At 67.6% G+C, this 20,569-nt stretch carries 16 protein-coding genes; 10 read left to right on the plus strand and 6 right to left on the minus strand.

Annotated elements, in window-relative coordinates; all coding sequences use genetic code 11:
- Nucleotides 1-64: 64 nt before the first annotated feature.
- Nucleotides 65-340 carry a hypothetical protein gene (locus tag AB9O74_RS04620; protein ID WP_369348611.1) on the plus strand — a complete coding sequence of 92 codons (276 nt, stop codon included), beginning with the start codon at nt 65-67 and terminating at the stop codon, nt 338-340.
- A 31-nt stretch (nt 341-371) separates the two neighbouring features.
- Here the strand turns inward: AB9O74_RS04620 and AB9O74_RS04625 are convergent, their stop codons facing one another.
- Both AB9O74_RS04625 and AB9O74_RS04630 read right to left on the minus strand, forming a co-directional pair.
- On the minus strand, nt 372-1,505 hold the full coding sequence (locus AB9O74_RS04625; RefSeq protein ID WP_369348612.1) for a metallophosphoesterase: 1,134 nt from the start codon (nt 1,503-1,505) through the stop codon (nt 372-374).
- A 100-nt stretch (nt 1,506-1,605) separates the two neighbouring features.
- Nucleotides 1,606-3,030, minus strand: coding sequence for a diguanylate cyclase (locus AB9O74_RS04630; protein WP_369348613.1), 1,425 nt, complete (start codon nt 3,028-3,030; stop codon nt 1,606-1,608).
- A 143-nt stretch (nt 3,031-3,173) separates the two neighbouring features.
- On the opposite strand from AB9O74_RS04630, the gene AB9O74_RS04635 reads away from it, so the two are divergent.
- The 3 genes from AB9O74_RS04635 to AB9O74_RS04645 all read left to right on the plus strand — a co-directional run bounded on the left by AB9O74_RS04635 (nt 3,174) and on the right by AB9O74_RS04645 (nt 7,356).
- Nucleotides 3,174-4,205 (plus strand): cation diffusion facilitator family transporter, encoded by a 1,032-nt coding sequence (locus tag AB9O74_RS04635; RefSeq protein WP_369348614.1) that lies wholly within the window; start codon nt 3,174-3,176, stop codon nt 4,203-4,205.
- Between the two features lie 89 nt (nt 4,206-4,294).
- Nucleotides 4,295-5,044 carry a 2,3-diphosphoglycerate-dependent phosphoglycerate mutase gene (gpmA, locus tag AB9O74_RS04640; protein WP_176990015.1) on the plus strand — a complete coding sequence of 250 codons (750 nt, stop codon included), beginning with the start codon at nt 4,295-4,297 and terminating at the stop codon, nt 5,042-5,044.
- Nucleotides 5,045-5,259: 215 nt separating this feature from the next.
- A complete protein-coding gene (locus tag AB9O74_RS04645) occupies nt 5,260-7,356 on the plus strand; it encodes a M13 family metallopeptidase (protein ID WP_369348615.1) in 2,097 nt (698 codons plus the stop codon).
- A 71-nt stretch (nt 7,357-7,427) separates the two neighbouring features.
- Here AB9O74_RS04645 and AB9O74_RS04650 read toward each other — a convergent pair whose 3' ends face one another.
- From AB9O74_RS04650 to AB9O74_RS04665, 4 genes are all read right to left on the minus strand, one after another.
- Nucleotides 7,428-8,024 (minus strand): HD-GYP domain-containing protein, encoded by a 597-nt coding sequence (locus AB9O74_RS04650; RefSeq protein WP_369348616.1) that lies wholly within the window; start codon nt 8,022-8,024, stop codon nt 7,428-7,430.
- 105 nt (nt 8,025-8,129) lie between these two features.
- Nucleotides 8,130-11,597: a transcription-repair coupling factor gene (gene mfd, locus AB9O74_RS04655; RefSeq protein WP_369348617.1), complete on the minus strand. Its 3,468-nt coding sequence runs from the start codon at nt 11,595-11,597 to the stop codon at nt 8,130-8,132.
- Nucleotides 11,598-11,778: 181 nt separating this feature from the next.
- Nucleotides 11,779-12,324 carry a GNAT family N-acetyltransferase gene (locus AB9O74_RS04660; protein ID WP_019184458.1) on the minus strand — a complete coding sequence of 182 codons (546 nt, stop codon included), beginning with the start codon at nt 12,322-12,324 and terminating at the stop codon, nt 11,779-11,781.
- Between the two features lie 126 nt (nt 12,325-12,450).
- Nucleotides 12,451-13,308 (minus strand): 23S rRNA (adenine(2030)-N(6))-methyltransferase RlmJ, encoded by an 858-nt coding sequence (locus AB9O74_RS04665; RefSeq protein WP_176990011.1) that lies wholly within the window; start codon nt 13,306-13,308, stop codon nt 12,451-12,453.
- 45 nt (nt 13,309-13,353) lie between these two features.
- Between AB9O74_RS04665 and creB the strand changes: the two genes are divergently transcribed.
- The 6 genes from creB (at nt 13,354) to gltX (ending at nt 20,567) form a co-directional block, all read left to right on the plus strand.
- Nucleotides 13,354-14,043: a two-component system response regulator CreB gene (gene creB, locus AB9O74_RS04670; RefSeq protein ID WP_346479485.1), complete on the plus strand. Its 690-nt coding sequence runs from the start codon at nt 13,354-13,356 to the stop codon at nt 14,041-14,043.
- Between the two features lie 2 nt (nt 14,044-14,045).
- A complete protein-coding gene (gene creC / locus AB9O74_RS04675; protein WP_369348618.1) occupies nt 14,046-15,503 on the plus strand; it encodes a two-component system sensor histidine kinase CreC in 1,458 nt (485 codons plus the stop codon).
- A 94-nt stretch (nt 15,504-15,597) separates the two neighbouring features.
- The gene (creD, locus tag AB9O74_RS04680; RefSeq protein ID WP_176990008.1) at nt 15,598-16,917 is read left to right on the plus strand and encodes a cell envelope integrity protein CreD; all 1,320 of its coding nucleotides are present in this window, start codon (nt 15,598-15,600) and stop codon (nt 16,915-16,917) included.
- Between the two features lie 9 nt (nt 16,918-16,926).
- A complete protein-coding gene (locus AB9O74_RS04685) occupies nt 16,927-17,364 on the plus strand; it encodes a hypothetical protein (RefSeq protein WP_369348619.1) in 438 nt (145 codons plus the stop codon).
- 94 nt (nt 17,365-17,458) lie between these two features.
- Complete coding sequence (locus tag AB9O74_RS04690; protein WP_369348742.1) at nt 17,459-19,045, plus strand: M20/M25/M40 family metallo-hydrolase; 1,587 nt, start codon at nt 17,459-17,461, stop codon at nt 19,043-19,045.
- Nucleotides 19,046-19,163: 118 nt separating this feature from the next.
- Nucleotides 19,164-20,567: a glutamate--tRNA ligase gene (gltX, locus tag AB9O74_RS04695; RefSeq protein ID WP_369348620.1), complete on the plus strand. Its 1,404-nt coding sequence runs from the start codon at nt 19,164-19,166 to the stop codon at nt 20,565-20,567.
- Nucleotides 20,568-20,569: the final 2 nt, after the last annotated feature.

The following is a 20,569-nucleotide window of genomic DNA, read 5'->3' on the forward strand; positions in this document are numbered from 1 at the left end:
TGATGGTTTTCACGGTTTATCGATCAGGAGGCCGATTCCGGGCCTCGTTGATCGAAGGGAAGCCATGTCAAACCATCTCCATCCGGACGCCACCCGCGCTGCACCGAATCCGCCAGCGGCCTCCGCTGATGCCCTGGACCCGGCTGACGCCGGGCTGGACACCACGCAGGCACGCGGCCCGTTCCGTGCCTTCCGGAAGGCCTACCGCAAAGCGCGCGACTGGCATTGCTCCCGCGGGCGCGCCGCGGTCGTCGCAGTGCGCTTCGCGTTGACCGGCGACAGCGGCCGCTTCCGCAGTCACGGCGGCTGGATGGTCTCGCGCATTTACAGGCCACGGTGAGCTGCGGGGGCTGACCGGCGAGAACGGCCGGTCAGTCGCTCTCGCCGAGCCGGCCTTCGGCCAGCGGCACCCGCGAGCCGTCCAGCAGACCGCGGCTGAGCGTGCCGTTCTCGATGAACAGCAGCTCGCCGTTCTCGCCGTTCTTGATGCTGCTGTCGATGGCGATGATGCGGTCACCGTGGAAGCTGCTGACATGCGGCATCGAGGTGTGGCCGACCACGATGCGGGCGAGGTCCAGCTGTTCGAGCAGCGTCTCCACCTGGGCGGTGTCCATGCGGCCATCGAAGTAGCCGCGGTACCAGATCGGGCTGGTCTTGCCGTCGAACAGGCGGGCGGTGTCCGGCGCGGCCTTGACCTGGTCCTTGGGCAGGCCGACTGCCGCTTGATAACCGGCATTGGTCGCGTCCATCCCGCGGACCAGGTCCAGGTTCTCCGGTGCGATGCCGCCGTGCAGGAACAGGGTATCGCCGATGCGCAGCAGTACCGGGCGGGTGCGCAGCCACTGGCCGATCGTCGAATCGGGGCCATACAGCGCCGGATAGGAGCGGCCGAGCAGGTGCGCGGTTTTGAGGTACTTCGGGTTGACGTAGCGCAGGTCGTTGTAGAGCACCATCGTCTCGTGGTTGCCCAGCACGAAGTGCACCGCACCACCGGCGGCCGCGGCCTGCTGCTGCAGGCTGTACAGCAGCCAGAAGGCCTCGGTGACCTGCGGGCCGCGGTCGAACACATCGCCGGCCACCACCAGCGTGGCGTCGCCCAGCGCCCAGCGGTCCTCGTTGTCGATCACGTGATGGGCGCGCAGCAGCGTCACGAGCAGGCCGTACTGGCCGTGAATGTCCGACAGCGCGACGATCCGCGGCGTGGCCGGGAACCGGGCGACCTCCGCGGTTCGCGGTGGCAGCACCGTCAGCGGGTGCGGATAGCCGCATACGGGCGCGATCACCGTGGCCTCGCCGCGCGCCGGCAGTGTGCGGCGGATCACCTGGTCCTTGCATACCCAGGCGGCTTCCAGCCCCGTGGCGGTGCGGAACACATAGGGGCCGTCGGCATCGACGTGCTCGGCCGGTGCGGCCACCTCGCGCGCGGCGCCCAGCAGCGGCGCCATCAGCAGCGTCGACTGGAGCAGCAGCACGGCAGGGCGGGTCAGGGCGCGGCGGATCGACATCGGGGTGTTCCTGTGGCGGAGTGCAATGCGGCGATGCTACGCCGCCTGCGCCGCCCCGGGCATGCGCCATTGGTCAGCCCGGTATGCCGCAACAGGTGCCTCACCCGCGCTGCAGGGCCTGTCGTCCGGGTGCATCGGGCAGGTCGTCGCTGGCCAGCACCACCCGGTCGCGACCGCGTTTCTTGGCCTGGTACATCGCCGCATCGGCACGCGCCATCAGGCGCTCGTAGTCGGGATGGCCATCATGAGCCGCCACGCCGATGCTGGTGGTCAGCGACAGCGTCTGGCCACTGGCCAGCTGCACCGGGCTCTGCGCGATGTGCTTGCGCAGGTTTTCGGCGATCACTTCGGCCTGCACGTCGGTGGCGGCCACCAGCACCACCACGAACTCCTCGCCGCCATAGCGGAACAGATAATCGCTGCCGCGGGTGAGCTGGCCCAGCAGGGCGGCCACGTGCTGCAGGGCGCGGTCACCGCCGTCGTGGCCGTGCGCATCGTTGATCGCCTTGAAGTGATCCAGATCGAGCAGCAGCACCGAGAACGGCGTCTGCGTGGAATTGGCCAGTTCGATTTCACGGCGCAGCACGGTCGGCAGGAAGCGGCGGTTGAGCAGGTTGGTCAACGCATCGCTGCCGGCATCGAGTTCGCCGATCCGCTCGAACAACATGCCCATCAACGTACGGATCTGCGCCAGCCGCTCGCGGATGCCCTGCAGGGCGCCGAAGCGTGCCGCGAAATCGGCATGCGCCAGGGCTTCCTGCAGCTGCGTATCGACCGCGGCCACCAACGCACCGACCTGGCCGGTCTCGCTGCTTTCGCCGAAACTGGGAATGCCCTTGTGGGTGAACCACAGGCCGAACTCGGACTGCGCCAGTCCGGTGAGCTCCGCCTCGGCATTCTGGCTGGCCATCGCGTAGAGCAGGGCGTTTTCCCAGTCGAGCAGCAGGGCACGCTGCCGTTCGCGCTCGGTGCTGACGTTCTGCACCAGCGAGAACAGGCGATACGCCGCATCGGTACGCGAGGAGCGCTCACGTGCGTGGGTATAGGCGAGCGTCATGCCCTCCAGCGCGATATCCATCGACGCGCTGAGACAGTGGATCGCCGCGAACGCGGTGGCGCTTTCCTCGGCCTGCGCGATGATGCGATCGAACAGGCGGTGCTTGAGCACGCGCGCGCCGCGGGCGACCAGATCCACCGGGATGCCGACACGGGCGTGCACGTCACCGATCACGCGCTGCGCGGCGACCAGTGCGTTGATGCTGTCCGGCGTGGCGGTGAGGATCTGCTGCAGCCAGCGTTGCATCGCCGGCTTCAGGCGCAGCCGGACCTGGTCGTGCGAAAGGAAGCGGCCCGCGCGCGGGTCTTCAAGCAGCACATCGTAGAAGTGGTGGGCCAGCTCGGGCGGGCTTTCCGCCGACAGGCTCGCCAACAGTGTCGCCGCGGCGGCCGGCGTCTGCGCCAGCGTCTGGCTCCAGGCCAGCGCGAGCGGCTGGCTGGCATCATCAAGGTTTGGAACGTTATGCACGATTGTCTTCCCGCCACACAGACCGTCGAGAGGTAGCGGCCGGGCGCTGTTGTTATTGAGTTGCAAACTGAACGCTGCAGTAAGTGTAATAGTCTCCGCGCGAGGCGCTGCTTAACCTGCCGGCATTGTCCAGGAGAGCTTTCATGGGTCACGACCACGACCATCTGCCCAACGAGATCCGCCACGAAAAACCGTTGTGGTGGGCGCTGGGGCTGACCACCACGTTCCTGCTGGTGGAGGTGGCCGGCGCGTTCTGGACCAACAGCCTGGCGCTGCTGTCCGATGCCGCGCACATGGCCACCGATACGCTCGCGCTGATGATCGCGCTGGTCGCGGTCCGGCTGAGCCGGCGCCCGCCCGATGCCAAGCGCACCTACGGCTACGCACGGCTGGAAGCGCTCGGCGCGATGATCAACGGTGGCATGTTGTTCGTGGTGGCCGGCTACATTCTCTGGGAAGCCGTGCAGCGCTTCCGCGCTCCGCAGGAGATCGCGTCCACCGGCATGCTGGTGATCGCGGTGTTCGGGCTGGTCATCAACCTGATCTCGATGCGCCTGCTGCGCGCGGGCAGCGGCGAGAGCCTCAACGTCAAGGGCGCGTATCTGGAAGTCTGGGCGGACATGCTCGGCTCGGTCGCGGTGATCCTCGGCGCGCTGCTGATCCGCTGGACGGGCTGGAAGCCGATCGATCCGATCCTGGCCGTGCTGATCGGGCTGTGGGTGCTGCCGCGCACCTGGGTGCTGATGCGCGAAGCGATCAACGTGATGCTGGAAGGCGTGCCCAAGGGCATGGATGTCGCCGCGGTGCGGCGCACGCTGTGCGCGCACGATGGCGTGGTGGACGTGCACGACCTGCACGTGTGGGCGCTGGCCTCCAGCACGCCGGCACTGACCGCGCACGTGGTGATGGGCACCGGCGTGGATGCGGACCGCCTGCGCCGCGAGCTGGGTGCCGATCTTCACGAGCAGTACGGCATCGACCACGTGACCCTGCAGATCGAGGCCGACCACTGTGGGGATCCCTGCAGCGTCGGCAGCCCGCGCGACCGGCATGCCGATGACCATGCCGGGCACGACCACGCCGCCCATGACCATGGCGGCCATGCACACGGCAGCCACGACAGCCGCCGCGCTGCACCGGATGCGCAGGGCCACCACGGGCATCCGCATCCCTGAGGGCTGTCTTCTGGGCCCCACGGCGGACGGGCAGGGCAGGGTTGCCGCTACAATGCGGGCCTGCCTTGCCATCTGTCGGAGATACTGCAGTGACCCGGAAACTCGTACTGTTGCGCCACGGCCAGAGCCAGTGGAACCTGGACAACCGCTTCACCGGCTGGGTGGACGTGGAACTGACCGAACAGGGCCGCCGCGAGGCTGCCGCCGCCGGCCGCCTGATGCGTGAAGAAGGGCTGCAGTTCGATGTCGCCCACACCTCGGTGCTCAAGCGCGCCATCCACACCCTGCAGGGTGCCCTGGCCGAGCTGGACCAGGACTGGCTGCCGGTCAGCAAGAGCTGGCGCTTGAACGAGCGCCATTACGGCGGACTGCAGGGCCTGGACAAGGCCGAGACCGCCGCCAAGCACGGCGAGGACCAGGTCAAGATCTGGCGCCGCTCCTACGACATCCCGCCGCCGGCGATGGACATCGAGGATCCGGGCCACCCGATTCACGATCGTCGCTATGCCGGGCTGGACCGCAATGCGCTGCCGGGCACCGAATCGCTGGCCACCACGCTGGACCGCGTGCTGCCCTACTGGTTCGATGCGATCGCCCCGCAGCTGAAGGACGGCAAGACCGTGCTGGTCACCGCGCACGGCAATTCGCTGCGCGCGCTGTACAAGTACCTCAACAACGTTTCGCAGGAAGCGATCCTGGAGCTCAACATCCCGACCGGCATCCCGCTGCTGTTCGAACTCAACGACGACCTGACGGTGCAGTCGTTCCGCTACCTGGGCGACCCCGAGGCGGCACGCAAGGCCGCTGAGGCCGTGGCCAATCAGGGCAAAGCGCGGTAGATACCCACCGTTGGTGGGTATGCATTCCATTGATGGGGATGCATTCCGTCGGTAGGGATGCATCTGCCCGGTGTGTGCGGACCAACGGTCCGCACACACCGACCGCAGGCGTTCCCATCTGTGACCTTTGGCCGGTCCGCCCCGGCCCCTCCCGCGCTACGCTGCCCGATTGCCCGTGATCCGGGTGATGCATCCATCTGTAGCCGGAGAGTCGAATGAAGTTTTCCAAGCTGGTCCCGCTGGGCCTGACCGTCGCCATCGCCGTGTCGCTGGCCTCCTGCGGCAAGACCGATACCGCGCCTGCCGCCACCGCCGATGCGGACAAGCCGGCGTTTGACCAGTCGCAGATCAAGACCGCGCTGATCTCGCTCAACACTGCCGATCTGGATACCGCCATCGCCGCCTGCACCGACCTCAACGGGTTCGTGAACAGCAAGTGGCTCACGGCCAACCCGGTGCCGAACGACCAGACCACCTGGGGCAGCTTCGAAATCCTGCGCGAGCGCTCGCTGGAAGTGCAGCACGCGCTGGTCCAGCAGGCCGCCGCCAGCCAGGCCAAGGCCGGTACGGTGGAAGCCAAGATCGGCGATATCTGGAAGACCGGCTCGGATGAAGCCAAGATCGAGGCCGCCGGCATTACCCCGCTGCAGCCGCAGCTGGACAAGATCGCCGCGCTGAACGACACCGCGGCCATCACCCAGTACCTGCGCGACAGCCAGGCGCAGGGCCAGGGCGTGCTGTTCTCGCTGTTCGCCAATGCGGATTACAAGGACTCGGCCAACGTCATCGCGTACGTCGGCCAGGGCGGCCTGGGCCTGCCGGAGAAGGGCTATTACTTCGACGATTCGCAGGCCAAGATCCGCGACGCCTATGTTGCCTACATCGCGCAGGTGCTGACCCTGTCCGGCGTCGATGCCGAGCAGGCCAAGACCCAGGCCAAGGCCGTGATGGACTTCGAAACGCGCCTGGCCAAGGCCTCGATGTCGCGCATCGACATGCGTGACCCGGCCAAGCGTTACAACCCGGTCAGTGCCGCCGACGCGGACAAGCTGACCCCGAACTTCAGCTGGACCGCGCTGTTCGATACGCTGAAGGTGCCGGCCGCGCAGAAGTTCTCGATGGCCCAGCCGGGCTTCTTCGGTGAAGTGGACAAGATGCTGGCCGATGTCCCGGCTGCTACCTGGCAGGCCTACCTGCGTTTCCACACCATCGATGACGCCTCGCCGTACCTGAGCAGCGCCTTCGAGAAGGCCAACTTCGATTTCTACAGCACCACCCTGCGTGGCCAGAAGGAAATGCAGCCGCGCTGGAAGCGCGTGCTGGAGTCGGTCAATGGTGCCATCGGCGAAGGCCTGGGCCAGATGTATGTCGACGCCGTGTTCCCGGCCGAGTCCAAGGTGCAGATGCAGCACCTGGTGGAGAATCTCTCGGTGGCGCTGAAGGCGCGCCTGGAGAAGCTGGAGTGGATGAGCGAAGACACCCGCAAGAAGGCGCTCGAGAAGTGGGCCAGCTTCACCCCGAAGATCGGCTATCCGGACAAGTGGCGTGACTGGTCGGGCCTGGAAACCAACGGCGACAGCTACCTGGGCAACATGCAGGCGGCGCGCACGTTCAACTACCGCTACATGCTCAACAAGATCGGCAAGCCGGTCGACAAGACCGAGTGGGGCATGACCCCGCAGACCGTCAACGCCTACTACAACGCGACCAAGAACGAGATCGTGTTCCCGGCGGCGATCCTGCAGGCGCCGTTCTTCGACGCCAAGGCCGATCCGGCGCTGAACTACGGCGGTATCGGTGCGGTCATCGGCCACGAGATGATGCATGGCTACGACGACTCGGGCAGCCAGTTCGCCGCCAACGGCAACTTCGACAACTGGTGGACCGACAGCGACCGTGCTGCCTTCACCCAGCGTACCGACCAGTTGGTCGCGCAGTTCGACGGCTATGAATCGCTGCCGGGCGTGAACGTGAAGGGCAAGCTGACCCTGGGCGAGAACATCGGCGACCTGGGTGGCCTGACCGTGGCGTATGACGCGCTGCAGATGGCACTGAAGGAAGACCCGAAGGCCAACGTCGAGGTCGACGGCTATTCGCAGGACCAGCGCTTCTTCATGAACTGGGCCACCGTGTGGCGCCGCAACTTCAATGAAGGCGAGCTGCGCGTGCGTCTGAACACCGATCCGCACGCCCCGGCCAACTTCCGTGCCAACGGCGCGCCGTCGAACATGCCGGCGTACGCGCAGGCGTTCGAGTGCAAGGCCGGCGACGCGATGGTGCGGGCCGACGACAAGCGCGTCGTGATCTGGTGATCGCACGCGGTTGAGTGAAACAAAAAACCCGGCATTCGCCGGGTTTTTTGTGGGCCATGCAGGGTGCGGCGCTAGACAGCCGTGGAGATCATGCGGGTGAACGTGGCGAACACGTCCGGATCGATCAAGCCACCCTGCTGCTCGGCGAGGATGCCCATGGCCTTGGCGTGCGGCATCGGGCCACGGTAGGGGCGGTTGCTGGTCATCGCGTCGTAACCGTCGACGATGGTGAGTACACGGGCGGCCAGCGGGATCTCGCTGCCTTTCAGGCCGTCCGGATACCCGCCGCCATCGAAGGCTTCGTGGTGTGCCCGGATCAGGCGGCCCACCGCGGCCGCGTCGCTGCGCCCGGTCGCGGCGAAAATGCGTTCACCGCGCTCGGGATGGGTGCGCATGATCGCGCGCTGTTCGTCATCCAGGCGGGCCGGGTGCAGCAGCACGTTGTCGGGAATACCGATCTTGCCGATGTCGTGGAAGCGCGCGGCGAGCGCCAGATGCGCGCGCTCTGCCTCATCCAGATCGCACAGACGGCCGAGCTGTTCGCCCAGCAGGCCGACGCGGTCGCAGTGGAAACGGGTGTATTGGTCGCGCATCTGCAGCGACATCGACAGGGCATCGATGGAGCACGCCTGCGGGTGGGCATCGTCGAACCGGGGGGAGTCGAACATGGGGCGTCCGGTGGTGGGCGGCCGGAAGACCGCCATCCTGGCAGGACGGCATGCCGCCCGTGCCGGTGGAAAGATACCGCCTGGCGACCGGCGCCAGGCGTGAAATCAGCGCGGGGACAGGGTCAGCAGCAACGCCTTGGCGGCACTGAAACGGTCTTCGGGCAGCGGCAGGGGATGCTTGATGCGCAGCTTGTCCGGCCCATCCATCGTATACAGCTTGGGCTGCTTCTGGATCAGCTGGATGACCGCCATCGGGTCGATCTCCGGCTTGGGATTGAACACGATGCGGCCGCCGTTCTCGCCCAGCTCCAGCTTGCGGATGCCGAGCACGTTGGCCTGCAGCTTGAGTTCGGCGATCGCGAACAGGTGCTTGGCCGGGTCCGGCAGCAGGCCGAAACGGTCGATCATCTCCACCTGCAGTTCGCGCAGCTCGCCGGTATCACGCGCGCTGCTGATGCGCTTGTACAGGGTCAGGCGGGTATGCACGTCAGGCAGGTAGGCGTCGGGGATCAGTGCCGGAACATGCAGTTCGACCTCGGCACCGCGCGCTTCTTCGCCCGCATCCAGGTCCGGCAGCTTGCCCAGCCGGATGCTGCGCACCGCACGTTCGAGCAGCTCGGTGTACAGGCTGAAGCCGACCTCGGCCATCTGGCCGCTCTGGTCCTCGCCGAGCAGCTCGCCGGCACCGCGGATTTCCAGATCGTGGGTGGCCAGGGTGAAACCGGCGCCGAGCTCGTCCATCGAGGCGATCGCCTCCAGGCGCTTCTCGGCATCGGGCGTCATCGCGCGCTTGTCCGGTACCACCAGGTAAGCGTACGCACGGTGATGCGAGCGACCGACGCGGCCGCGCAACTGGTGCAGCTGGGCCAGGCCGAAGCGGTCGGCGCGGTTGATGATGATGGTGTTGGCGTTGGGGATGTCGATGCCCGATTCGATGATCGTGGTCGACAGCAGCACGTTGAAACGCTGCTTCTGGAAGTCCAGCATCACCCGCTCCAGCTCGCGCTCGGGCATCTGCCCATGTGCGATGCCGATGCGCGCTTCGGGCACCAGCTCGGACAGCTCGCGCTGCATGCGGCCGATGCTCTCCACGTCGTTGTGCAGGAAATACAGCTGGCCACCGCGGGCCAGTTCGCGCTGGAACGCTTCGCGCAGCAACGCGTTGTCCCAGGCGGTGATGAACGTCTTTACCGCCAGCCGGTTCGGCGGCGGCGTGGCGATGATCGACAGATCACGCAGGCCGGCCATGGCCATGTTGAGCGTGCGCGGAATCGGCGTGGCGGTCAGCGTCAGCAGATGCACGTTGGCGCGCATCGCCTTCAGCGCTTCCTTCTGGCGCACACCGAAGCGCTGTTCCTCATCGACCACGACCAGACCGAGGTCCTTGAACTTCACGTCCGGCTGCAGCAGGCGATGGGTGCCGATGATGACGTCGATGGTACCGGCGGCGACCTTCTCCAGTTCGGCCTTGATCTCCTTGGTGGATTTGAAGCGCGACAGCACCTCCACTCTGAGCGGCCAATCGGCGAAGCGATCGCGGAAATTGCGGTAATGCTGTTCGGCCAGCAGGGTGGTCGGCACCAGCACGGCGACCTGCTTGCCGGCGCTGGCGGCGGCGAACGCGGCGCGCACGGCGACCTCGGTCTTGCCGAAGCCGACGTCGCCGCAGACCACGCGGTCCATCGGCTGGCTGCTGGCCAGATCGCGCAGCGTCGCGTCGATCGCGGCGAGCTGATCCGGCGTTTCCTCGAACGGGAAGCCGGCCGCGAACGGCTCGTACATCGCGCGGTCCACGTGCAGCGCCAGGCCGGCACGCGCACGGCGACGCGCCTGGATTTCCAGCAGCTCGGCGGCGACGTCACGGACCTTTTCGGCCGCCTTGCGCTTGGCCTTGGTCCACTGCTCGCCACCGAGCGAATGCAGTGGCGCGGTTTCCGGCGACGCGCCGGAATAGCGGCTGATCAGGTGCAGCTGGGCAACCGGCACATACAGGCGGTCGCCCTTGGCGTATTCGATTTCCAGGAACTCGCCGGGCATGCCGCCGGCATCCAGCACGATCAGGCCGCGGTAGCGGCCGACACCGTGGTCTTCATGCACGATCGGCGAGCCTTCGCTGAGCTCGCCGAGGTCGCGGATGATCGCTTCGGGCTCGCGCCCGGCACGGCGGCTGCGGCGCTGCTGGCCGGCGCGTTCGGGGAACAGCTGGCGCTCGGTCAGCACCGCGATCGGCGGATTTTCCAGCGCGAAGCCATCTTCCAGCGGCGCCACGGTGATGCCGAAGCGCACGCTGTCGTCGGCCAGGAAGCCGGGCAGATCGGCGACCACCGGCGGCTTCAGCTCGGCGGCGAGCAGCACTTCCAGCAGCGCTTCGCGGCGGCCGGCGGAATCGGCGGCGATCAGCACCCGGCCCGGGTAGTGACCGATGAAGGATTTCAGTGCCTCGGCGGCCGGGGCATCGCGCGCGGCCACCGGCAACGGGGGCAGCGGCTGGTCGCCCAGCGGCTGTGCATCACCGATGCGATCGTGATCCGGCGGCCAGACTTCCACGCGGGCCAGGCCGTTGAGCGTGGCGCGTAGCTGTTCGGGGCTGGCATACAGCTCTTCCGGCGCCAGCAGCGGGCGTTCAACATCATGACGGCGCTGCTCGTAGCGGTTCTGGGTCTGTGCCCAGAACGCGGCCGCAGCATCGAACACGTTCGGCGCCAGTACCGGCAGCACGTTGGGCTGCAGGTAATCGAGCAGGGTCGCGGTCTTGTCGAAGAACAACGGCAGGTAATACTCGATGCCGGCCGGTGCGATACCGGCCTTGAGATCCTGGTACAGCGCGCTGCGCCGGGTATCCACGTCGAAGCGTTCGCGCAGCGTGTTGAGCACGCGCGAGACGCTGAGGTCATCCAGCGGCACTTCACGGCCGGGCAGCATGTGCACGGCCTCGACCTTGTCCAGCGAGCGCTGCGATTCCGGATCGAAGGCGCGGATCGAATCGATGTCTTCGTCGAGCAGTTCCACCCGCAGCGGCGCGTCGGCCCCCATCGGGTAAACATCGAGCAGGCCGCCACGCACGGCGAAATCACCCGGGTCCATCACCTGCGGCACGTTGCGGTAGCCGGCCGATTCCAGGCGGCGTTTTTCCGCATCCAGATCCAGGCGCTGGCCGACGGTCAGGTCGAAGCTGCCGCCGATGACGTACTTGAGCGGGGCCAGCTGCTGCAGCAGCGTCTGCACCGGCACCACCACGATGCCGCGCTTGAGCGCAGGCAGGGCGTGCAACGCGGCCAGGCGCTGGGAAATGATGTCCGGGTGCGGGCTGAAGGCGTCGTAGGGCAGGGTTTCCCAGTCCGGGAACGCCACGATCGGCACGTCGCCGGCCGTGCCCAGCAGGGTGTGCAGGTCCGCTTCGATCTGGTTCGCGCCGTGGTTGTCGCGCGCGACCACCAGCAACGGCCCGTCGTGCGACTGCGCCGCGCGGGCGATGTACCACGCCAGCGCTGTCGCCGAAGCGGGAGCGCGCCACCAGGCGCGGAGCTGTCCAGGACGTGGCAGCGGCGGTACGGGATAGGAGGTGCGTGACATGAACCGTCGATTTTAGCAGACCGCAGCGTGCAGGCCGCTGGCAGTCAACGGTAGTGCCGGCCGGTGGCCGGCTCCAGGCGATGCGTGATGTTCGGGAGCCGGCCAGCGGCCGGCACTACCGGGGCAAGGTCAGCCGGCCAGCGGCCGGCACTACCGGTCAGGGCGCGGACAGGCGCCCCTTTCAGCTGTCGAGTTCGAGCACCATGCGCACCAGGCCCGGCGTACCGTTCGGGTGCGGGATCGGCTGGAAGCCCAGCGAGGCGGCCAGCTGCTTCATCGGCTCGTTCTCCTCGGCGACATCGCCGTACAGGCGGTCCAGGTACTTGCCACGGGCCCACTTGACCAGCTTGCGCATCAGCTGCCGGCCCAGGCCCTGGCCGACCAGGAAGCGGCTGACCAGGATCGCGTACTCGGCTTCGCGGGTGCCGGGGATGATGGAGGCGCGCGCCACCGCACCCACCACGGCTTCACCGGCGGGCAGGGATTCGGCCGCGACCAGGGTGATTTCGCTCTTGGGATTGGGGTGGGTCAGGCGCTGCGTCGTTTCCGGCGACAGCTCGGTCACCGACTGCAGGAAACGGTCGCGGATCTCTTCGGGACCGAACAGACTGAAGGCAGCATGCAGCGGCGGGCCGTCTTCCGGCCGGATCGGGCGGATCAGCAGCTCGTGGCCACTGGGTGCCTTGAAAATTTCGTGCCAGGGCGGCATGCGGTTACGGGTAGCCATACCGGTGATTCCTTGGTGGTCTCAGGATTCTCGCATCCCGGGGGCAGCGTTCCGTGAACGGATCACTCACGCCGATCCGGCCGGGAGGAGCCGGCCAGGCCGGGGTTCCGGTCTGGCCTGGAGGGGTCATTCGGCCTGCTTGAGCCACTGCAGGCGGGTCGAGGCACCGGCCTCGCCCAGGTATTGCTTGAGCGCCGGCATCGCCGGGGCCAGGACCTGGTCGAACTGCCACGGCGGGTTGAGCAGCAGCATGCCGCTGCCGTTGAGCCGCAGCGGGGAGTCGTCCGGGCGGATCAGCAACTCGGCGGTCAGCACCGATTTCACCGGCAGGGCGCAGGCCTTGCGCAGGAAATGCAGGATGGTCCGGCGCTGCTTGATCGGGAACCAGATCGCGAAGCTCGCCTGCGGCCAGCGGCCCAGGATCTCCGTCACCGAGGCGATGATGGCCTGGTACTCGGCGTCCTGGCCCTCGTAGGGCGGGTCGATCAGGACCAGCCCGCGGCCGATCTTCACCCCGTTGGCCTTGGGCGGCAGCAGCTTCCTGTTCTGGGCGTAGCCGTCGGCCTGGTACACCGCGACGCGGCTGTCATGGGCGAACAGCGCCTTCAGCGCGGCGGCTTCTGCATCCTGGACCTCGCAGACCGCCATGCGGTCCTGCTCGCGCAGGGTCTGGGCGGTCAGCAACGGCGAGCCGGGGTAGCTGATCATCGCCCCGACCGGATTGTCGGCCTGAACCGCCTTGAGATAGCGCTCGACCACCGCCGGCAGCTGCGGCTGGGCCATCAGGCGCATCACGCCGTCCTCGGCCTCCAGCGTCTTGCGGCTTTCCTCGCTGGCCAGCAGGTAGCGGCCCGCGCCGCCGTGGGTGTCCAGCACGAAGAACGGGCTGTCCTTGCGCTTGAAGGTGTCGAGCAGGGCAAGCTGCACGATGTGCTTGAGCACATCGGCATGGTTGCCGGCATGGAAGGCGTGGCGGTAATTCATCGGGGCAGTGTACGGGGCGGCGGGCCCAGCGGCTATGCTGCGCGCATGAACCACCCCCTGCACAACGTCCTGGTGGTCGAGGACGAAACCGCCATCGCCGACACCGTTCTGTATGCGCTGCGCAGCGAAGGCTACGGTGCCCACCACAGCCTGCTCGGCGGGGAGGCGCTGGTCCGGCTGCGCCAGCAGGCGTTCGACGTGGTGGTGCTGGACGTCGGCCTGCCGGACATGAGCGGCTTCGAGGTCTGCCGCACGCTGCGTACCTTCAGCGAGGTGCCGGTGATCTTCCTGACCGCCCGTAATGACGAGTTCGACCGCGTGCTCGGGCTGGAACTGGGCGCGGACGATTACATGGCCAAGCCCTTTTCGCCGCGCGAGCTGGTGGCGCGGGTCCGTGCGCGCCTGCGCCGGTCGGCGGCGCCCGCGGAGACCTCGGGCTGGCAGCAGCACGGCCGTTTCTCGATCGACCGCGAGGGCAGCCGGATCCGCTTCGGCGACCAGCCGCTGGACCTGACCCGTTACGAGTACGCGCTGATGGCGGCCCTGCTGCAGCGCCCCGGCGCGATCCTCAGCCGCGCCCAGCTGATGGACCGCGGGTGGGACAGTGACGCCGACAGCGCCGACCGCACGGTGGATACGCACGTCAAAACGCTGCGCGCCAAGCTGCGTGCCGCTGGGGCCGCGACCGACCCGATCCGCACCCACCGTGGCCTGGGCTACGCACTGGAGGTGTAGGCATGCGGCTGGGCCTGAAACTGTTCCTGGGCTTCTTCCTGATCGTGGGCATCGCCGCGTTCTTCGTGATGCGCATCTTCGTCAACGAAGTGAAGCCGGGCGTGCGCCAGGCGATGGAGTCGACGCTGGTCGATGCGGCCAACGTGCTGGCGGAAATGGCCGCGGCCGATCTCAAGGCCGGGCAGATCCGCCAGGGCCGCTTCGTCGCCGACCTGGCCCGGGCGCAGCGGCGCGACCCCAAGGCCATGGTATGGCGGTTCCCCAAACGCACGCTGGATTATCAGGTCACCATCACCGATGCCAAGGGCATCGTGGTGTACGACTCGACCGGGCGCGATGTCGGCCGCGACAACTCGCGCTGGAATGACGTCTACCGCACACTGCGTGGCGAATACGGCGCGCGTTCCAGCCCGGAAACCCCGGGTGACGATACCCACTCGGTGATGCACGTGGCCGCGCCGATCTTCGATCCGGCCGATGGGCGCCGTTTGATCGGCGTGCTCAGCCTGGCCCAGCCCAACCGCAGCATCGATCCGTTCATCGCGGCCAGCCAGCGCGCCATCATGAAACGTGGCGCGTGGTTGATCGGCCTGTCGGCACTGATCGGCCTGCTGATGACTGCGTGGCTGATGCACGGCGTGAGCCGGCTCAACCGCTATGCCAAGGCGGTCAGCGCCGGTGAGCCGGTGCCGCCACCGAAGCCGCGCCGCGATGAGATCGGCGATCTGGGCCAGGCACTGGAAACCATGCGCCGCAAGCTGGAAGGCAAGGCCTACGTCGAGCAGTACGTGCAGTCGCTGACGCATGAAATGAAGAGCCCGCTGGCCGCGATCCGCGGCGCGGCCGAACTGCTGCAGGAGCCGTTGCCGGATGCCGACCGCGCGCACTTCGCACGCAGCATCGAAGGCCAGGCGCAGCGCCTGACCGAAACCATCGACAAACTGCTGGCGCTGGCCGAGGTGGAGCAGTACGGCTGGCTGCAGAAGCATGAGCGGCTCGCGCTGGCACCGTTGCTGCAGGCCGCGGCCGACGCGGTGGCGGTACGCGCGCAGGCGGCCGGGGTGGTGATCGCGATCGACGTGCGGGCCGACAGCGTGCAGGGCGATGGCTACCTGTTGCGCCAGGCCCTCAACAACCTGCTGGAAAATGCCGTGGCTTTCTCGCCGGCCGGCAGCGCCATCACCTTGGGTGCGGGTGTGGAAGGCGAGGGCATCGCACTGAGCGTGGCCGATCGCGGCAGCGGCGTGCCGGAGTACGCGCTCGACCGTGTGTTCGAACGCTTCTATTCGCTGGCGCGCCCCGGCACCGGCCAGCGCAGCTCCGGCCTCGGCCTGTCCTTCGTGCAGGAAGTCGCGCGCCTGCACGGCGGCCGCGTGAGCCTGCGCAACCGCGATGACGGCGGCGCGCAGGCGGTGTTGTGGCTGCCGTCGCGGCTGCCCGCGCTCCCGCCGCGGCGCTGACCGCCGCGCCACACTTCACACAGACTTCAAACCTGGCACAAACCCCGCACACCGGCGCGCGGGAAGCTGGCCCCCTCCCAACCGAGGACGGGTCATGAAATCCCTGAAGATGCTGTTGCGGTTCGCCATCGTGGGCGGGCTGATCCTGTTGCTGCTGATTCCGCTGAGCCTGATCAAGGGCGTGATCCGCGAACGCGAGGCGTATCGCGACGAGGCTTACCAGCGCGTGGCGCAGAGCCGTGCCGGCGCGCAGATCCTGACCGGCCCGATCCGCGTGGTGCCGTGGACCGAGACCCGCGAGGTGGAGGTAGTGGATGCGGCCGGCACCAAGAAGAAGGAAAAGCAGGTCGAGCAGGGCCAGTGGCTGCAGATGCCGGCCACGCTGAAGGTGGACGGCGTGATGCAGCCGGACGAGCGCCGGGTCGGGCTGTTCCGGGTGCCGGTCTACAGCTGGAAGGCCACGGTCACCGCCGAGTTCGCCGATGACGATTACCCGGTGAAGGCGGGTCGCGTCTATGGCGCGCCGTTCCTGACCGTGGGCATCGCCGACGTGCGCGGCCTGGTCGGTTCGCCGAACCTGCGGGTGGATGGCAATGCCCTGAACCTGCTGCCCGATGCCGGCGGCGTCAGTGGCATCGGCACCGGCCTGCATGTCGGCCTGCCGGGCCTGGAGGATGCACGCGGCGGGCTGCTCAAGGGCAGCAAGGTCGAACTGGAGCTGGTGCTGGATGGCACCCGGTCGCTGTCGGTGGTGCCGGTCGGCGATGACAGCCGCATCGCGCTGCGCTCGCCCTGGCCGCATCCGCTGTTCGGTGGCAGTTTCCTGCCCAACGAGCGCAGGGTCGACGCGCAGGGTTTCGACGCGCAGTGGGCGGTGTCTTCGCTGGCCTCGCGTGCCCAGCACCAGCTGCGCAACCGGCCGGACATCGACGCCGAAGCCGTCAGCGTGGAGCTGGTCAACCCGGTCGATGTGTATACCCAGGCCGACCGCGCCAGCAAGTACGGCATCCTCTTCATCCTGCTCACCTTCGTCGGCTTCATCCTGTTCGAGCTGATCAAGCAGCTGCGCATCCACCCGCTGCAGTACCTGATGGTCGGCCTGGCACTGGCGATCTTCTTCCTGCTGCTGCTCAGCCTCTCCGAGCACATCGCGTTCTGGCAGGCCTATGCGCTCTCGGCACTGGCGTGCATCGGCATCCAGACCGTGTACCTGGCCGGGGTGCTGAAAAGCTGGAAACGCGGCCTGGGCTTCGCGCTGATGCTCAGCGCACTGTACGGCGCGCTGTACGGGCTGCTGATCTCGGAGAACAACGCCTTGCTGATGGGCTCGCTGCTGCTGTTCGGCGTGCTGGCCGCGGTGATGTGGGTGACCCGCCGGGTCGACTGGTACGAACTCGGCGCGAGCCTGAAGTAAGGACCGACCATGAGCTGGCGTCGTTGTCTTCAGGAACGCATGCGCCGGGCGCTCCCCGCCCGGCTGGAGGTGGCCTCGCTGCTGGACGGCGAGGCCCCGGGATGGCCGTCGCCACTGATGGCACTGCCGGGCGCGCAGGGGGCACCGGGCCTGGTCCGCTTCGGGCTGGCCCCGGTCACCTGCGAGGCGATCGCGGCGCAGGGACTGCGCTTTCTGGAACAGGCACGGCAGGCGCGCGGGCGCCTGCCGCTGCCGCAGTGGTGTGGCGAGTATCGGCCGTGGCGCGAAGGTGCGCAGGCCCTGCGCGAGATCGGCATCCGCGGCTTGCCCGGCGACTGGCCGGTGCATGCGCCGGTCTACGCCAGCGCCTCCCTGGACCGCAGCCGCTGGTTGCTGGTGCTGCCGAGCCGCGGCCAGCTCTGGTACGGCTGGATGGACGGACCATGACTCTTGGCCCGGGGGTACCGGGCCAGCGCTCGATAGACTCGGGGATTGTTCGTGGTCTGGCCGAAAGGCGGGGGTAATCGTGTTCAAGTGGGGCATGTTGAGCGTGGCATTGGCATTGAGCGGCGTCGCCGATGCACAGACGAGGGAAACGGTGGACCTGGACATGGTCAGCCGCATCCGTCAGGAAGCCTTCCACCGATCGCAGGTGATGGCGACCTTCAGCCATCTGACCGAGCAGATCGGCCCGCGCCTGACCAATTCCCCCGCGATGGGCGAGGCCAACACCTGGACCCGCAGCAAGTTCAACGAGTGGGGTCTGGTCAATGTGCACGACGAGGCGTTCGACGCGTTCGGCCGCGGCTGGGAATTCAGCAACGCCAGCGTGGAACTGCTGAGCCCGCGCGTTGCGCCGCTGTATGCGCTGCCGAAGGCCTGGACGCCCGGCACCAACGGTCCGGTCGAAGGCGAGGTGATCAAGGTCGAGATCAAGAAGCTGGCCGACCTGGATCAGTACAAGGGCAAGCTGGCCGGCAAGATCCTGCTGCTCAACGATGCGCGCGACTACGAGCGGGCCACCAAGTCCGATTCGCACCGCCACGATGACGCCGGCCTGGCCGAGCTGCAGGTGTTCGCGGTACCCAAGGATGTCGCCGATGCCAAGGCCGACCGGGCCAAGAAGGCCAAGGAATACCTGGAGAAGCAGGCGCTGACCCGCGCCACCAACGCCTTCTTCGCCGAGCAGGGCGTGCTGGCCACGATCAGCATCAGCGGCTGGGACAACGGCATCATCCGCGTCGGCGGCGGTGGCTCGCGCAAGGCCGGCGAGCCGGTCGGCGTGCCCGAACTGGCGATGATGGCCGAGCACTACAACCAGCTGGTGCGGGCGGTCGACCAGAAGCAGGCGGTCAAGCTGCGCGTGAATGTCGAGGCGCGTTTCACCGATGCGCAGGACCAGCCGGGCTACAACACGCTGGCCGAGATCCGCGGCAGCGGCAAGGCCGACGAGATCGTGATGCTGGGGGCGCACATGGATTCCTGGCACACCGGCACCGGTGCGGCCGACAACGCCGCCGGCGTGGCGGTGATGATGGAGGCCATGCGCATCCTCAAGGCGGTGGGTGCCAAGCCCAAGCGCACCATCCGCGTGGCGCTGTGGAGCGGCGAGGAGCAGGGCCTGGTCGGCTCACAGGACTACGTGTCCAAGCACTTGGCGCGCTACCCGGAGCCGACCGACCCGGCGCAGCTCACGCTGCCGGCCTCGATGCGTGAGCCGACCGGCGCCCTGCAGCGCCAGCGCGATTACGACAGATTCTCGGCGTACTTCAACATGGACAACGGCTCGGGCCGCTTCCGCGGCATCTATGCGCAGGAGAACCTGGCCGCGGTGCCGATCTTCGAGGCATGGCTGGCCCCGTTCCATGATGTCGGCGCGACCACCGTGGCGACCCGCAATACCGGCAGCACCGACCATATCGCGTTCGATCGTGTCGGCCTGCCCGGGTTCCAGTTCATCCAGGATCGCCTGGATTACTTCACCAACGTCCACCACAGCAACCTGGACACCTGGGACCACGCCGAGCCGGAAGACCTGAAGCAGGCCGCCGCCATCGTCGCCTCGTTCGTGTACAACGCGGCCATGCGCGATGAAAAGCTGCCGCGCAAGCCGTTGCTGGCGCCCTGAGAGGCACCGCGGGACCGCCCGGAGAGGGCGGTCCCGGCCATGCCGGGCAACGAGTGCCCGGTTTGCGGCCGGGGCGGGGTAAAATTGCCGGGATTCCGTTTCCCGCCCTGAGCCCTCCATGACCTGCCGCACCCGTTTTGCCCCCAGTCCCACCGGCTACCTGCACATCGGTGGCGCCCGCACGGCGCTGTATTGCTGGCTGGAGGCCCGTCACCGCGGCGGCGAGTTCGTGCTGCGCATCGAAGATACCGACCGCGAGCGCAGCACCCAGGGCGCGATCGACGCGATCCTGGAGGCGATGGAGTGGCTGGGCCTGGGCTATGACGAAGGCCCGATCTACCAGACCCAGCGCGTGGCCCGGTACCTGGAAGTGGCCGAGCAGCTGGTCGCCGATGGCAAGGCCTACTACGCCTACGAGACCAGGGAAGAGTTGGACGCGATGCGTGAGGCCGCCATGGCCAAGCAGGAAAAGCCGCGTTACAACGGCGCCGCGCGCGATCTGGCCCTGCCGTACAAGGACGACCCGAACCGCGTGATCCGCTTCAAGAATCCGCTCGAGGGCACCGTGGTGTTCGACGACCTGATCAAGGGCCGCATCGAGATCGCCAACAGCGAGCTGGACGACATGGTGATCTTCCGTCCGGACGGCTTCCCCACCTACAACTTCGCGGTGGTGGTGGACGATTGGGACATGCGCATCAGCGAGGTCATCCGCGGCGACGACCACATCAACAACACCCCGCGCCAGATCAATCTGTATGAAGGCATCGGTGCGCCGGTGCCGAAGTTCGGCCATATGCCGATGATCCTGGACGAGCAGGGCGCCAAGCTGTCCAAGCGCACCGGTGCGGCCGACGTGATGCAGTACAAGGACGCCGGTTACCTGCCCGATGCGCTGCTGAGCTATCTGGCCCGCCTGGGCTGGTCGCATGGTGACCAGGAGCTGTTCAGCCGCCAGGAGCTGATCGATCTGTTCGATGTGACCCACTGCAATTCCAAGGCCGCGCGCCTGGACATGGCCAAGCTGGGCTGGGTCAACCAGCACTTCCTGAAGACCGAGCAGCCGGCCGACATCGCGCCGCACCTGGTCTACCAGCTGAACAAGCTGGGCCTGGATCTGAACGCCGGTCCGGCGCCGGCGGACGTGGTGGTGGCGCTGCGCGACCGTGTGCAGACGCTGAAGGAAATGGCCGAGAAGGCGGTGGTCTGGTACCAGCCGTTGACCGAGTACGACGAGGCCGCCGTGGCCAAGCACTTCAAGCCGGGCGCGGAACTGGCGCTGGGCAAGGCCCGCGAGCTGTTGGGTGCGGCGGGGGAGTGGACGGTGGAGAGTGTGTCGGCCGCCCTGCACGATGTCGCAACGGCGCTGGAGATCGGCATGGGCAAGGTCGCCCAGCCGCTGCGCGTGGCCATCACCGGCACCCAGGTCAGCCCCGACATTTCGCAGACGGTGTTCCTGGCCGGGCGTGAAGAGGCCTTGAAACGCATCGACGTCGCACTCACTAAAGTACCGACGGCCTGACC

Source organism: Stenotrophomonas sp. JAG2 (genome assembly GCF_041080745.1).
GTDB classification, from domain to species: Bacteria; Pseudomonadota; Gammaproteobacteria; order Xanthomonadales; family Xanthomonadaceae; genus Stenotrophomonas; species Stenotrophomonas maltophilia_AA.

Excerpts from the sequence above, each read along its gene's own strand:
- AB9O74_RS04620 (WP_369348611.1), top strand. The coding sequence starts at position 65 with ATGTCAAACCATCTCCATCCGGACGCCACCCGCGCTGCACCGAATCCG.
- AB9O74_RS04625 (WP_369348612.1), bottom strand. The coding sequence starts at position 1,505 with ATGTCGATCCGCCGCGCCCTGACCCGCCCTGCCGTGCTGCTGCTCCAG.
- AB9O74_RS04635 (WP_369348614.1), top strand. The coding sequence starts at position 3,174 with ATGGGTCACGACCACGACCATCTGCCCAACGAGATCCGCCACGAAAAA.
- AB9O74_RS04645 (WP_369348615.1), top strand. The coding sequence starts at position 5,260 with ATGAAGTTTTCCAAGCTGGTCCCGCTGGGCCTGACCGTCGCCATCGCC.
- AB9O74_RS04650 (WP_369348616.1), bottom strand. The coding sequence starts at position 8,024 with ATGTTCGACTCCCCCCGGTTCGACGATGCCCACCCGCAGGCGTGCTCC.
- mfd (WP_369348617.1), bottom strand. The coding sequence starts at position 11,597 with ATGTCACGCACCTCCTATCCCGTACCGCCGCTGCCACGTCCTGGACAG.
- AB9O74_RS04660 (WP_019184458.1), bottom strand. The coding sequence starts at position 12,324 with ATGGCTACCCGTAACCGCATGCCGCCCTGGCACGAAATTTTCAAGGCA.
- AB9O74_RS04665 (WP_176990011.1), bottom strand. The coding sequence starts at position 13,308 with ATGAATTACCGCCACGCCTTCCATGCCGGCAACCATGCCGATGTGCTC.
- creB (WP_346479485.1), top strand. The coding sequence starts at position 13,354 with ATGAACCACCCCCTGCACAACGTCCTGGTGGTCGAGGACGAAACCGCC.
- creC (WP_369348618.1), top strand. The coding sequence starts at position 14,046 with ATGCGGCTGGGCCTGAAACTGTTCCTGGGCTTCTTCCTGATCGTGGGC.
- creD (WP_176990008.1), top strand. The coding sequence starts at position 15,598 with ATGAAATCCCTGAAGATGCTGTTGCGGTTCGCCATCGTGGGCGGGCTG.
- AB9O74_RS04685 (WP_369348619.1), top strand. The coding sequence starts at position 16,927 with ATGAGCTGGCGTCGTTGTCTTCAGGAACGCATGCGCCGGGCGCTCCCC.
- AB9O74_RS04690 (WP_369348742.1), top strand. The coding sequence starts at position 17,459 with ATGTTGAGCGTGGCATTGGCATTGAGCGGCGTCGCCGATGCACAGACG.
- gltX (WP_369348620.1), top strand. The coding sequence starts at position 19,164 with ATGACCTGCCGCACCCGTTTTGCCCCCAGTCCCACCGGCTACCTGCAC.